13 protein-coding genes are annotated in these 12,725 nt (G+C 71.1%); 4 read left to right on the forward strand and 9 right to left on the reverse strand.

Going from position 1 to position 12,725, the window contains the following annotated elements; all coding sequences use genetic code 11:
• The 4 genes from N865_RS20495 to N865_RS20510 all read right to left on the reverse strand — a co-directional run.
• The coding region (locus N865_RS20495) for a hypothetical protein (protein WP_034810112.1) at nt 1–1,205 on the reverse strand (1,205 nt) is incomplete at its 3' end.
• A 316-nt stretch (nt 1,206–1,521) separates the two neighbouring features.
• On the reverse strand, nt 1,522–1,734 hold the full coding sequence (locus N865_RS20500; RefSeq protein WP_034810113.1) for a hypothetical protein: 213 nt from the start codon (nt 1,732–1,734) through the stop codon (nt 1,522–1,524).
• Nucleotides 1,735–1,999: 265 nt separating this feature from the next.
• Nucleotides 2,000–2,539 (reverse strand): FMN-binding protein, encoded by a 540-nt coding sequence (locus N865_RS20505; protein WP_034810114.1) that lies wholly within the window; start codon nt 2,537–2,539, stop codon nt 2,000–2,002.
• Nucleotides 2,536–4,038: a ferredoxin reductase family protein gene (locus N865_RS20510; RefSeq protein WP_245603860.1), complete on the reverse strand. Its 1,503-nt coding sequence runs from the start codon at nt 4,036–4,038 to the stop codon at nt 2,536–2,538. Before N865_RS20510 ends, N865_RS20505 begins: the two co-directional genes overlap by 4 nt.
• 61 nt (nt 4,039–4,099) lie before the next feature.
• On the opposite strand from N865_RS20510, the gene N865_RS20515 reads away from it, so the two are divergent.
• Entirely contained in the window at nt 4,100–4,768 is a 669-nt protein-coding gene (locus tag N865_RS20515; RefSeq protein ID WP_034810115.1) for a response regulator transcription factor, read from the forward strand.
• On the forward strand, nt 4,768–6,069 hold the full coding sequence (locus N865_RS20520) for a sensor histidine kinase (RefSeq protein WP_034810127.1): 1,302 nt from the start codon (nt 4,768–4,770) through the stop codon (nt 6,067–6,069). Before N865_RS20515 ends, N865_RS20520 begins: the two co-directional genes overlap by 1 nt.
• A gap of 258 nt (nt 6,070–6,327) precedes the next feature.
• On the opposite strand, the gene N865_RS20525 is transcribed toward N865_RS20520, so the two are convergent.
• The 4 genes from N865_RS20525 to nhaA all read right to left on the reverse strand — a co-directional run bounded on the left by N865_RS20525 (nt 6,328) and on the right by nhaA (nt 10,165).
• Nucleotides 6,328–7,215 (reverse strand): serine hydrolase, encoded by an 888-nt coding sequence (locus N865_RS20525; RefSeq protein ID WP_034810116.1) that lies wholly within the window; start codon nt 7,213–7,215, stop codon nt 6,328–6,330.
• Between the two features lies 1 nt (nt 7,216).
• The gene (locus tag N865_RS20530) at nt 7,217–8,128 is read right to left on the reverse strand and encodes an alpha/beta fold hydrolase (protein ID WP_034810117.1); all 912 of its coding nucleotides are present in this window, start codon (nt 8,126–8,128) and stop codon (nt 7,217–7,219) included.
• A 22-nt stretch (nt 8,129–8,150) separates the two neighbouring features.
• Entirely contained in the window at nt 8,151–8,705 is a 555-nt protein-coding gene (locus N865_RS20535) for a phage holin family protein (protein WP_034810119.1), read from the reverse strand.
• 107 nt (nt 8,706–8,812) lie between these two features.
• Nucleotides 8,813–10,165: a Na+/H+ antiporter NhaA gene (gene nhaA / locus N865_RS20540; protein ID WP_034810120.1), complete on the reverse strand. Its 1,353-nt coding sequence runs from the start codon at nt 10,163–10,165 to the stop codon at nt 8,813–8,815.
• A 218-nt stretch (nt 10,166–10,383) separates the two neighbouring features.
• Here nhaA and N865_RS20545 point away from each other — a divergent pair, with 218 nt between their 5' ends.
• Nucleotides 10,384–10,707 carry a hypothetical protein gene (locus N865_RS20545; RefSeq protein WP_157557807.1) on the forward strand — a complete coding sequence of 108 codons (324 nt, stop codon included), beginning with the start codon at nt 10,384–10,386 and terminating at the stop codon, nt 10,705–10,707.
• A 78-nt stretch (nt 10,708–10,785) separates the two neighbouring features.
• Here the strand turns inward: N865_RS20545 and N865_RS20550 are convergent, their stop codons facing one another.
• Nucleotides 10,786–12,171 carry a hypothetical protein gene (locus N865_RS20550; RefSeq protein ID WP_157557808.1) on the reverse strand — a complete coding sequence of 462 codons (1,386 nt, stop codon included), beginning with the start codon at nt 12,169–12,171 and terminating at the stop codon, nt 10,786–10,788.
• 160 nt (nt 12,172–12,331) lie between these two features.
• Here N865_RS20550 and N865_RS22475 point away from each other — a divergent pair, with 160 nt between their 5' ends.
• The gene (locus tag N865_RS22475) at nt 12,332–12,502 is read left to right on the forward strand and encodes a Flp family type IVb pilin (protein WP_084328432.1); all 171 of its coding nucleotides are present in this window, start codon (nt 12,332–12,334) and stop codon (nt 12,500–12,502) included.
• Nucleotides 12,503–12,725 lie beyond the last annotated feature (223 nt).

Genomic DNA, 12,725 nt, shown 5'->3' on the forward strand with positions numbered 1-12,725 from the left:
GCGATCGCGGAACCCGTGTAGGTGGCCGACTTCGGACAGGCCAGCGCCACAACAGAGTCGGCCTTCTGGATGTCGAACGTCGTTGAGTCGCTGCTGCCGAAGTGGTTGTCATCGCCACCAAATGCGGCGGACGCCGTTGCGGTGCCGACAGCCGTGTTCGACGTGTAGATAGGCGTGAGCGCGACGATGAGGTTGCCCGTGCCTGTGGCTTTGGCGGTGCACGGCGTCAGAGCGTCGCCGGTCCACGCGACGGCAGCGGGGCAGGTGACCGTGCTGGTCGAGGGGGCCTTGCCAATGGTGAAGCTGGCCGATCCTGTGCTGCCGAGATGCGTGGGGTCGCCGCCGAACGACGCGGTGGCCGTTGCGGTGCCAGCATTTGTGTTGTCTGCGTATGTCACCGGGGCCGTCGTGCTGAGCCCGCCGGAGCCCGTGACGACGGCCGTGCACGGGGTCTGCTCTGTTCCTGTGTAGGTGACGTTTGCGGGGTCGCACTTGACCGTGACGACCGATGCGGCCTTGACGATCGTGTAGGTCGCACTCACCGTGCTCGTCAGGCCGCCCATATCGGTGTAAGAACACGTGGCGGTCTGGCTCCCGAGACCATCACTGGCGTTGGGGCCGGTGATGGCCGAGAGGGTGGGCGTCACGGTGGGATGACCATCCTCCGCGTCGTTGACCGTACAGCCGGCCGTCGGGACGCTCCCGTAGGGGTACGCGTCTCCGTGCTTGACACCGGTCACCGTGACCACCGGTGCCGTGTTCGAGGGCCCCGCGACGTCGACGGTGAAGGTGGCCGGCGCGAGGTTGAAAGTGCCACCGGTGGTGTTCGATGTCTGGGTCAGGGAGATCGTCGCCGAGCCGATGGCCCCAGGGGTGACCGTGAGCGTCTTCGTGTCTGAGCAGCTCGTGAACGTCGCCGAGGAAGGCGTCACCGTTGCCACGGCGGCGTTGGACGAAGCGATGGTGACGGACAACGTGGTGGAACCGGTCAGATTGCACCCTTGCTTGCCATCACCGTTGGCTTGGATGACGCGGAGGATGGTGGAGCCCGCCGGCCCACCGACGTTGAGGCTCATCACTTCTGCAGTGGCGTCGACGCTGGAGTCGAGATTGTTGGAGATGTCGTCGGCGACGGCGGCGGTGGCGCCGATCAGTGTGAGTGCGAGTGCCCCTATCGAGGCGCGGCGAAGCAAGCGAGCGATCATCAATTCCCCTTAACCAGGGCCCGATTCCCTCGCTGCTGAAGGTGGGCGCGCCGTCAAGGTATTGGTCCGCTAGCAGATCCCGTGGCGAAACAGGGAAATGTCACCGCAGGGTTTCGCCAGACGGAACCCCACGCAGGCTGTGGTCACGCTGGGAGCGGGCTGAGCGGCATACGGTATGCCGCTGGGCTCCCTCCGAGAACGAGCTGGCCACCCCAGCCGGGTGGGGGAACCCGGGCCGGGTGGCCAGCTCACGATCGTCTCGGCCGGTTCGAACCAGCCTCGAACGAGCCTCGAACGAGCCTCGAACGAGCCTCGCTCAGTACACCTTGAACGCCTTCGACGCGCTGTATCCGGCCAGGTGGCCGCTGTCAGCGGGCCTGTACACGCGGTAGGTGTACGTCGTCCGCAAGCCCGGCTTGATCGTGAACGAGTACGTGCTCGTCGACGACAGTGTCCTGCTCGTCACCGTCGACCACACGCCGTTGACGTAGCGCTGCAGGTAGACCGTCGCGCCGGCATGGCTCGGCATGGGCCGTGACGAGGTCGGGTGTCGAGTCGCCGTTCAGGTCGGCGGCCTCCTGGCGGTGCCCACCCGCTGTGGCGCGGTCGCCGACGGCCCGGCTGCGCCCAGGTGCACGGGTTCTGTTGGCGGGCAGAGTGAAGCGGCCACTCGACCGGGGAAGGGGATCAGTCGAGTGGCCGCTTCGGACCCACCGGCGGGAGCTGCCGTTCGGGTCGGAGCCGGCCCGGCGACCTGCAGGGGGTCGGGGCGCCGGACCGGCGTTCTGGGGGTGTCAGCCCAGGTGGGCTGCGTCGATCGCGGACTGGAGGCTCTGCTGGTAGCCCTGGCTCGTGTAGGTCGCGCCGCTCACCATGTCGATCTGCGCGGACTGCGCGGCGAGCGCCTCCTGCCGGAGCACGGGGGCCGCCTGGGCGCTGATCGAGACCGAGGTGCTCGAGCTGTCGGTGAGGTGGACGGCCCGCACGTCGGTGATGTGCTTGCCGGTGAAGCTCACCCTGACCTGGACGACGCCGTACTGCGTGTCGACGGGCGCGCCGAGGACGTGCCCGGAGACCGGCTGGGCCGGTTGGGTGGGCGCCGGCTTCGCGGTCGCGGACGACTTCTTCTTCGACGCGGACGTCGTCGCCTTCGTGGTCGGGCTCGACCCCGAGGTCGGCGTCGGGTCCGTCTGCACGACGCCCGCCTGGGCGTTCGTCAGGACGACGGCTCCGGCGGCGACGTCGGGTCGCCTCGGGTGGAGCCCGACGGCCCAGGACGCGGCGATCGACGCGGCGCTCGCCAGGGTGACGACTGCGGTGGTTCTCTTCCTCACCAGTTGAACCTCTCGTCGTGGATGTGCGATGCCGGGATGCCACCCTCGAGGAGCGTCGGGCGCACGAGGTCCATCCACGGGCCCGGCCCGCAGAGGTAGGCCTCGTGGGCCGACAGGTGGGGCACGAGCTCCTGGAGCCGGGTGACGTCACTGACGGACCGGGAGTCCGGCGGCAGCCACGAGCCCTGGACGGGCGGACCGGACAGGAGGAGCAGCTCGTGCCCACCGGCGGCAACGAGCCGTTCGAGCTCGCCCCGAAGCGTCGCCTCGGACTCGTCGTTGACGCGGTAGACGACGGTGATCTCGCCCGGGACCGCGTGGCGCTCGCGGATGAGCTCCTCGAGGAGCGCCCGGACAGGGGTGATCCCGATGCCGGCGGCGAGGAGCAGCACCCGCCGGCGCGTGCGGGCGTGGGTCGTGAAGGCGCCGTAGGGGCCCTCGAAGAGGACGCGGGTGCCGGGGCGCAGGCCGCTCAGCAGCCTCGAGTGGTCGCCGAGGTCCCGCACGGTGATCCGCAGGCCGCGCCCGTCCGGGGCGCTCGAGAGCGACCACGGGTGACCGGTGAGCATGAGCCGCGGGGTGAGGAAGCGCCACGTGAAGTACTGCCCGGCCCGGGCCTGCAGCGCGTCGAGGTCGCGCCCGCGCATCCAGACCGACCACACGCCGGGGCCCTCCTCGACGACCCGGCTGACGCGGACGTCGTGGCGCACGCTCCGGGCGACCGGCAGGACGAACCGCCACCAGAGCACGCTGGCCGCGACGAGGACGTAGAGGAAGTACCAGTACATGGTCGCCCACGGCGAGGCGGTGAAGTCCGAGCCCATCGAGAGCTGGTGGGGCACCGAGAGGATGACAGCGGCATACGCCGTCAGGTGGACGACGTGCCACCACTCGTAGGACAGGCGCCGGCGGGCGATGCTGACGGACGTGACCGCGATGGCGACGAGCAGGACGGTCGCGACGGTCGCGAAGAGGAGGTCGTCGCCGCCGGTGACGAGGCGGAACGTCTCGATGACGGGCCCGGTGATCGGGCCGAGCCGGTCGCGGACGGCGTAGCCGAGGACGATCGCGCCGACGTGGACGAGCACGAGGGGGACGGTGATCCGGCCGAGGACGCGGTGCGCCTTGAGCGCGCGGTCCATCCCGTAGACGCGGTCGATCCACGGGACGCGGGCCGACAGGAGCAGCTGGATGAGCAGCAGGTCCATCGCGACGAGCCCGGTGAGGCGGCCGACGGCGACGAGGATCGTGCCGGCGTCGCCGCGGACGAGGTCGTGGCTGCCCCCGCCGACGAGGAACTGGATGACCACGGCGACGATGCTGATGACCGCGAGTGCCTCGAGCGCGTCACCGACGCGGGAGCGCCAGCGGCGGAAGTCGGAGCCCCGGCGCAGGGCACCGCGGACACGGTCCGCGCGGGGGTGGCCCGAATGGCTCGGCCGTGCGCCGTGCACGGGGCGCGGCTGCCGGGCCGAGGACGACGACAGGGTTTTGGTCACGGGACGATCCTCGGGAGCGGATCTCAGAAAGTTATGAGAGACCTGCGGCAGGCTGGACACCATGAACGCGTCGCCGACCCGTCCACGCCTGCTCCTCGTCGAGGACGACGCCGACCTGGGGGCCATGCTCACCCAGCTGCTCGACGAGGAGGGGTATGCCGTGACGGCCGTCCGTGACGGACAGGCGGGGCTCCACGAGGGGCTCGTCCACGACTGGGACATCCTCGTCGTCGACCGCGGCCTGCCGGGCATCGAGGGGGTCGACCTCGTGACGCGGCTCCGCTCGCGCGGGGTCGCCGCGCCGGTGCTCCTCCTCACGGCGCGTGGCACGGTCGCCGACCGCGTCGAGGGGCTCGACGCGGGGGCCCAGGACTACGTCGTCAAGCCGTTCGACGTCGACGAGGTGCTGGCCCGGTTGCGCGCCCTGCTCCGGCCGGTGGGTGCGGGGGCTGCCGAGCTTGCCCTGGGTGAGCGCCGGTTCGTCGTCGCGGAGCAGCGCGTGGTCGGGGACGGCGAGGAGGTCATGCTCTCGGGTCGTGAGGCCCGGCTCCTCGAGACGCTGGCACGCCGGCCCACACGCGTCTTCAGCCGCGAGGAGCTCCTCGACCACGCCTTCGACCACGCCGACACGCTCGGCGCGGTCGACACGTACGTCTACTACCTGCGGCGCAAGCTCGGGAAGGGAATCATCGAGACGGTCCACGGCGTCGGCTACCGGTTGGGCGCGTGATGGCTCGACGCGCCGTTCGCGGCCCGAGGTCGATTGGCGCACAAGGTGATCCGGTCGCACGAGCGGAGCGGTCGATCGCCCTGCGGGTCAGCCTGACGACGGCGGTCGTCGTCCTCGTCGCGATCGTCGGGGCCGGGCTCATCTTCGACCGGCAGCAGCTGGCCGAGATCGGCGGCCGCGTCGAGGCGGCGGCGAGGACGGCCGACGACGTCGCCGACGCCCCGCCCGGCGTGTGGATCGTCGAGGTGACGTCGTCCGGTCACAAGGCGACGCCCGGGACGCCGGAGCCGGTCGTGACGGCGGCCGTCGAGGCGGCGGACGGCACTGCCGGACCCACGAGCATCACGGCGATGGGTCGCAGCTGGCCGGCCTTCGTCGACCCGCGCTCGGACCGGACGTTCGTCACGGTCTACGACATCCGGCTGCACACCGCGGAGGAGCAGCGCCTCATCACGGCGACGGCCATCGCGGGCGGTCTGGGGATCCTCCTCGCGGCGCTCACGGGCCTGCTCGCCGGTCGCCGCGCAGTGCGCCCGCTCGCCGAGGCGCTCGAGCTGCAGCGGCAGTTCGTCGCCGACGCGAGCCACGAGCTGCGCACGCCGCTCGCCGTCATCAGCACGCGGGCGCAGCTGCTCCGCCGGCACCTCGCCGCGGGGGCCGCGCCGGCGCGTGTCGCAGAGGCCGACCAGCTCGTCGCCGACACGAAGGCGATGGCCGATGTCGTCTCGGACCTGCTGCTGTCCGCCCAGCTCGAGCACGCCGACGTCCCCGCCGAGCGTGTCGACCTCGCCACGATCGCCTCCGACGTCGTCGCGTCCCTCGGGCCGTATGCCGCTGACCACGGTGTCACCCTCACCGTGTCCTCACGCGGGGTCGGGGTGGGCGCTGATGACGTTCGGACTGGTGACGTCGAGCCCGGTGGGGCGGCGTCCGGGGGCCTCGAGCCGGTCGTCGTGAACGGGGTCGGAACGAGCCTCCGTCGGGCAGTGCTCGCGCTGGTCGACAACGCGATCGCCCACTCGCCCCAGGGCGCGCGGGTCGACGTCGAGGTCGGCAGTGTCGGCGACGAGGCGTGGCTCGACGTGGTCGACCACGGCAGCGGGGTGGACCCCGACGACATCGACCGGTTGACCCGGCGGTTCGCCCGCGCCCGGGACGACGGCGGAGGTCGTCGCGTCGGCCTCGGGCTCGCGCTCGTCAGCCAGGTGGTCCGCTCGCACGGCGGGCGGCTCGAGGTCGCGGAGACCGCCGGGGGTGGCGCGACCTTCAGTCTCGTCCTCCCGCTCGCGCCGGTCGTCTGAGGGCCTCAGGAGGCCATCTCCTCACGGTCCCTCGGGGGATCCCGCCGACGACGGGGGGCACTGAACCACCGGATTGGTGATTTGTCATGACATCGGAAACGTATGGGGTTGGCAAAGAAATGCCCGGTTCCGCCCGAGTGTGGTGCCTGCTGTGCCTAGCGTGGCTCAGGTGAGCGGTGGGAACAGGCGTCAGCCATCTCGCTCGAGTCGGTGACCATAGGGGGTCTGACGGGGTCGGGCCGCGCAGGCCGGGCCCCGTCAGAGGGCCTCGAGGATCTGTTCGCCGAGGCGGCGCATGCCGCGCAGCACCGACCAGACGACGAGCTCCTCTCCCATCCGTGGCGACACGGGGAGGGTGGCCCCGGGCGTGATCGCGTCGGCCTGAGGCGGGGGAGCGGGCGGCGACCAGTTGGCGATCGCGGCCCAGGCGATCGTGTGGCCGTCGCGGGTCACCGCCCCGACATCCGCCCGTATGCCGCTGTCGGTGCCGGTCTTGTTCCACAGGACCAGCCCGCCCGACGACGTGGCCAGGGACGCGTGGTGCGCGATCGGGTCGAGGCCGGCGTGCTCGACGAAGGCGCTCCCGACCATCGTCTGGTCGACGTTGGCCGAGAGCCACTGCCGGACGAGCCGGTCGGCCTCGGGGGAGACGGCTGTCCCGGAGGCGAGCCGGCCGACGAGGTCGACGAGCTCGGCGGCGCTGCCCGTCGACAGGGTCTCGGCGTGGTCGCTGGTGCGCTCGTCGCGGACCCGGTCGTGCAAGGCGGTTGCCCGCAGCCCGAGCATCGTCGCTCGCTGCGCCACGGCATCGAGACCGATGCGCCGCAGGAGGACGTTGGTGGCGAGGTTGTCGGAGACCGCTCCGACGAGGGCCGCCACGTCTGAGAGGGGCAGCGTCTCGAGCGAGAGCGTGTGCCAGAGCCCGGAGTCGCCGACCCACTCCTCGAGCGATCGGGTCAGCGGCTCGTCAGCGGTGGCCTCACCGGCGACGAGCGCCCGGGCCGCCTCGACGAGGAGCAGGACCTTCCCGACGGAGGCCGTGCGCAGGGTCAGGTCCGCGCCGACGGAGCCCAGCGGCATACCCCCGAGGTCGTGGACGGCCACCGACCACGTGACCCCGCCTGCGTCGGGAAGGGAGAGCTCCATGTCAGGACAGGCCGGCGAGCCAGGTGAGGAGGGCCTCGTTGACCTGCTCGGGGGCCTCCTCGGTGAGGAAGTGCCCCGCGCCCTCGATCGTGACGAGGCGGTAGTCGCCCGGGACGTAGGCGCCGGAGCCGTGCGTCGCGTCGGCGAGCACGCAGCGGTCCTCGGAGCCCTGGAGCTGGAGGACGGGGACGCGGATGGCCCCCCGGATGCGGCGCATGAAGATCGGGCCGTCGGGACGGATCGACGACCGGCCCAGCCAGCGGTAGTGCTCCGAGGCGGAGTGCGCGACGAAGGGGATCATCATCGCGTCGGCGTAGCGGTCGGTGTCGTCACTCGAGGGGTAGCCGCCGTCTTTCGCCGACCACGAACGCAGCAGGCCCGCGACATACCGGCGCGAGCTCGCCATCCGGCGCTCGGGGACGAACGGGGTCTGGAGGCCGACGATCCAGCGGGCCGCCTGGCGCTGGTGGCGGTCGCGCCACACGGCCCGGCGCATGACGCGTGGGTGCGGCATCGACAGGGCCGCGACGGCGCGGGTCACGTCGGGGCGAAGAGCGGGCATGCACCAGGAGATCCAGCCGCCGAGGCCGATGCCGACGATGACCGCGTGCTGCTCGCCGAGGGCGCGGATGACGCTCGCCGTGTCGAGGGTCGACATGTAGGTGTCGTATCCGCGCGGCGGCTTGTCGGAGCCGCCGTAGCCGCGCAGGTCCATCGCGGCGACGCGGTAGCCCGCCTCGGCGAGCGCGACCATCTGGTGGCGCCACGTGTACCAGAACTGCGGGAACCCGTGGAGCATGAGCACGAGCGGCCCGTGTCCGAGCTCGGCGACGTGGAACCGTGCCCCGTTGGCTGAGACGAAGCGGTGCTCCCAGGGGCCCTCGATGTTGACGAAGGCAGCGTCGACCGACATGAGTGCTGAGCGTAGGTGCTGCTTAGGCGCCGCGGGACGGATCGTGCGGGGTCGACGTGGCAGGGCCCGGTGCGCCTGCCGTGCCGGAAGGCCCGGCGGCGGCGCCGGTGACGTCGGCCGTGGTGGTCGAGGCGGGGCGGTCCCACGGCGGGCGCGGCGCGGGCGGCATCGTGCCGGGCGCGGCCACGGCGGCCTTGAGCGCCTCGACGGTGCCCTCGGCGTTCGCGATCGCCTTCTCGGGGACGGGCTGGACCGTCTTCATCTTGCGTGCGCCGAGCCACGCGAGCAGGGCCGCGACGAGGAGCATGAACACCGTGACGATGAGATAGCTGAGCCAGCGCCAGAGCCCGAGGGCGACCAGGCCCTCGACGATCGTGGTGAAGAGGAAGTAGACGCTGTAGAAGGCGACGACGGCGGCTCCGGCGAGGAGGCCGCCGCCCGCGCCCGCCTTCTTGAGCTGGACGGACACCTCGGCCTTGGCCAGGGCGATCTCGCCGCGCACGAGCGTGGAGATGTCCTGGGACGCGGAGGCGACCAGCTGTCCGAGGGTCCGCTCCTGCCGGGGATCCGTGCTCATCGGCTCACTTCCTCAGGGTGCGACGGGCGCGCGGGGGCGCGTGTGCTTGCAACCCTACTGTGCCTCATGGACGACGCTTCCTCGTGGACGTCCGCGGCTCACGCACGTCACGGTGCCTCGTAGATGTCGGGGATGCCGTCCTGGTCGAGGTCTGCGGTCTCGCGTTGCTCGACCTCCTGGTAGTGCCGGTTGCGGCGGCGCAGGACGACGGCGGCGAGCAGGGCCGCGACGAGGCTGCCGACGAGGACGGCGAGCTTGACGTGCTCGTCACGGGCCGAGCCGGTTCCGAAGGCGAGCTCGCCGATGAGCAGGCTCACGGTAAACCCGACCCCGGCGAGGACCGACAGGCCGAAGACGTCGGTCCAGGCGAGGTCCTCGTCGAGCTCGGCCCGGGTGAAGCGGGCGACCGACCAGGTGCCGCCGAAGACGCCGAGGGTCTTGCCGACGACGAGGCCAACCATGACGCCGAGCGCGGCCGGGTCGGCGAAGGTCGCTGCGAGCCCGCCACCGATGACGGTGACCCCGGCGGCGAAGAAGGCGAAAACCGGCACGGCGAACCCGGCCGAGAAGGGCCGGATCTCGTGCTCCATGCGCTCGGCCAGGCTGTGCCGGTCGGGGTCGTCCTCGACCTCGCGGTTGACCGGGACGAGGAGGCCGAGCAGGACCCCGGCGACCGTCGCGTGGATCCCGCTCGCGTGGACGAGCCCCCACGCCACGACGGCCGGGATCGCGAGGAGGACGGGGTTGAGGATCTTCCGCTTGAGCAGGAGCCGCCATGCGACCAGTGGGACGACCGCCGCCGCAAGGGCGACGAAGTTGACGCTCTCCGTGTAGAAGACGGCGATGATCGTGATCGCGATGAGGTCGTCGACGACCGCGAGCGTCAGGAGGAACGAGCGCAGTGCACTCGGCAGGTGTGTCCCGATCACCGCGAGAACCGCGAGCGCGAACGCGATGTCCGTGGCCGTCGGGATCGCCCACCCGCGCAGTATGCCGCTCAGCTCGCCGGCGTCGCCGCCGCGGTTCGCGACGAGGGCGGTCACGACGAAGAGGAGGGCCGGCAGGGCGACCCCGCACGCGGCCGCCGCGATCGGAAGAGCGGCCTTGCGCCGGTCGGCGAGGTCGCCGGCGACGAACTCACGCTTCAGCTCGATGCCGGCGACGAGGAAGAAAACCGCGAGGAGCCCGTCGGCGGCCCAGGTGCCGAGGGTGAGATCGAGCTGGAGGCTCGCGGGCCCTATCGTGAAGTCGCGCAGGGCGGCATACGCGTCGCGCCACGGACTGTTGGCCCAGACGATCGCGGCCACCGCAGCCCCGAGGAGGATCGCGCCGCCGACGGTCTCGGTCCGCAGGGCCTCCGCGACGTACTTCGCCTCGCGCCAGGTGCCCCGGCCGAGGAGTCGGCCGGCAGGGCGGGAGTCGGGGCTCTTGGGGTCGGGGCTCTTGGGGTCGCTCGCCATGGGGTCCTTCAGGGGCAGATGGGTCATCGAACGCCGACCAGACTTCCCGGCACACCTCGTCCCGCGCCTCGGGGCCGGGACGGACCGAGTCTAGCGGGGGAGCAGTTTTCGCGATTTGCCGCGCGAGAGCCGTCGCTCTCCTAGGGTGTCCGCTTGGCGGACGGGACCCGCCCCGCGCATGGCTGGCATGCGCCCGATCGGGAGGGGATTCGAGACGGGTGATTGGCAACGGGGTGAACGACGGGCTCGGCAACAACGGGACTGGCGGCAGGGTTGGCGGCACGAACGGCGGCGCGAACGGCGGCGCGGACAAGCCCGAGGGCTGGTACTACGTCGGCGACGGCAAGCTGCGCTACCGCGACGACCGTGGCTGGACCTCGCACTACATGTCGACGAAGGACCCCGCAGCCGCGAAGTGGCCCCCGCCGCCCCCTCGGACCTTCCTGCAGCAGGTCCTCGACGACCAGGCCGCCGTCGCTGCCGAGGCGGCCTCTCCCAGCGGCTCTCGGCTGACGTCGATCTTCCGCCGGAAGAAGCGGTGACCGGTCAGCCCTGGGGCCGCGGGGTCCTGGTGCGTCTCGTGGCGGCAGGGCGGAGGCCTTTGGGCACGCCGTGAGCCCTCACTGGCGGGTCATGATGTCGTAGGCCTCCACACGCCGCACGACGGAGAAGCCCGTGAGTTGGGCGAGCGCCGCGGCCGGAGACCCGGTCGGCGCGACAACGACGTTGCTCATCCCCAGAGCGCGGACCGACTCTGGGCCTTGGCCCGCAACGAAATCGAGGTAGGCGGCTTGGTCGTTGGTCGAGAAGGCATCGATCGGGTTGCTCATCCAGACCGGAATGCCCTCGGCAGCAAGGGACTCCGCGAGGGGCTCTGTGGCAAGAACCGGTCGGCCCGCCGCTGCGGACCGGATCTCGCGCAGCAGGTCCGGGCTGGTGGTGAAGATCCCGACGCGGTTGGCCAGGATCGCCATGACCCCAACCGCGCCCAGAACCAGCAGGACAACGCTCGCGGTCGTCGCCGCGCGAGCATCATGCTGCCGCGGCGACTTGCCCCGTCGGGCCATGAGTCCAGTGAGACCGGCAGCCGCTGGCGCTGACAGGAAGATGAGCACCCACACCCCATGGCGAGCCGCCGTCGCTGTGCCGAGCGCGAGTCCGCCAAGCGTCATGTACTCCCACAGGGGGAGGCGTCGTGACAGGGCCAGTGTTGCCAGCACGGCAGCCGCCACGACGAGGAGCAGGTCGAAGGGCTTGTCGAGCTGGGGCCTTGCCCAGAGCTCGGTGCCGCGCCGGGCCGCTTCGTTCCCGAGTACCCCGAGGTAGTAGGACACGGTCCGCACGTGGGCGGGGTTGGCGAAAAGCGCCATGAGACAGGCGATCCCGACGCCCAGGGTGACAAGGGGCTCGCCTCGGGCCCGCGAGAAGAGCAGGTAGCACCCGGTCACGGCAAGTCCCACCAGAACTGCGCCGTGGAGGTTTCCCCACAGAGCGATCAGAGGAACCGCGAACCAGATCCGCGCCGTCGGCCGATCGTGCTCGGTCCGCAGAAGAAGGAGCAGCGCAGCGAACGGGACGAGTGAGAAGAGCTGGGCCCGAATGACACCGAGGGCTGGAAGCATGCCCAAGCAGGTGAGGGCGAGTACCGCGGCAGTGGCGCCGGAGCCGGCTCCCCGACGTCGGGCGCCGAGTGCCATCAGGGCGAGGAGCGCTGCGTCCACGGCCAGTTGGGCGAGGGGGAGGCCGAGCGGACCGACGCGGTCGACGAGGGCGAAGAGCACCTCGCCGAGGGCGGGCACGTTGACCCAGCTGCTCGAGTCGGCGGCGGCGAAGGGCACTCCGACAGGGATCGAGCGACGCGTCAGCACGTCATTGCCCAGCGCGACCAGCCAGTTGGTGTCGGCGCCGACCGTCACGGCGCTGGCCATGAGGAGCACGACGAGCAGCACCGCGGTGGTCGGCGCGAGTGGCAGACCTCGGCCGCCGCTCGGTTGGGACTCAGGCATGCGGGGAGTCTATGGAGATGGGCGGCGCGCTTTCGGGCCCATCCGATCCTTCTGTCGAACACCAAAATCCCCCAAAACGCTGACGTGCGATGGGGTAGCGCTCTAGCGTGCCCCCGGAGGAGCGCACTTGGTGCTCCCTCGACTGGTTGGAGGAGCCACAATGACCAAGCTTTGTGCCGCGGCCCAGATCCGTCTCCAAGCGGAGAAGGGTGCCACGGCCGTCGAGTATGGCCTGCTGGTGGCGTTCATCGCCGCAGTCATCATCGGCGCCGTGACGGCAATTGGTGGCACCCTCAACGGCATCTTCACTGGCATCTCGACCAAGGTCTGAGCGGTCCCTGCGCCCGCCTCGGCTGAGCTGATGCCGGCTCACATCATGGTTCAAAACGGTGACAAGGCCACCTCCGTAGCCCTACTGTTCCGGCCGAGGGGAGCACAACGGGTGGTCCCCGATCTGATGGAGGAACCTCAATGACCAGGCTAGCTGCCAAGCTCCAGACTCATCTCCAGTCCGACAAGGGTGCCACCGCCGTCGAGTACGGGCTGATGGTCGC

The organism is Intrasporangium oryzae NRRL B-24470 (assembly GCF_000576595.1).
In the GTDB taxonomy this organism is placed as follows: domain Bacteria; phylum Actinomycetota; class Actinomycetes; order Actinomycetales; family Dermatophilaceae; genus Intrasporangium_C; species Intrasporangium_C oryzae.

What these genes read in the sequence shown, in the direction of transcription:
- N865_RS20530 (WP_034810117.1), bottom strand. Translation starts at nt 8,128, where the DNA reads ATGTCGGTCGACGCTGCCTTCGTCAACATCGAGGGCCCCTGGGAGCAC.
- N865_RS20525 (WP_034810116.1), bottom strand. Translation starts at nt 7,215, where the DNA reads ATGGAGCTCTCCCTTCCCGACGCAGGCGGGGTCACGTGGTCGGTGGCC.
- N865_RS20515 (WP_034810115.1), top strand. Translation starts at nt 4,100, where the DNA reads ATGAACGCGTCGCCGACCCGTCCACGCCTGCTCCTCGTCGAGGACGAC.
- N865_RS20550 (WP_157557808.1), bottom strand. Translation starts at nt 12,171, where the DNA reads ATGCCTGAGTCCCAACCGAGCGGCGGCCGAGGTCTGCCACTCGCGCCG.
- N865_RS20535 (WP_034810119.1), bottom strand. Translation starts at nt 8,705, where the DNA reads ATGAGCACGGATCCCCGGCAGGAGCGGACCCTCGGACAGCTGGTCGCC.
- N865_RS22475 (WP_084328432.1), top strand. Translation starts at nt 12,332, where the DNA reads ATGACCAAGCTTTGTGCCGCGGCCCAGATCCGTCTCCAAGCGGAGAAG.
- N865_RS20500 (WP_034810113.1), bottom strand. Translation starts at nt 1,734, where the DNA reads ATGCCGAGCCATGCCGGCGCGACGGTCTACCTGCAGCGCTACGTCAAC.
- N865_RS20520 (WP_034810127.1), top strand. Translation starts at nt 4,768, where the DNA reads ATGGCTCGACGCGCCGTTCGCGGCCCGAGGTCGATTGGCGCACAAGGT.
- nhaA (WP_034810120.1), bottom strand. Translation starts at nt 10,165, where the DNA reads ATGGCGAGCGACCCCAAGAGCCCCGACCCCAAGAGCCCCGACTCCCGC.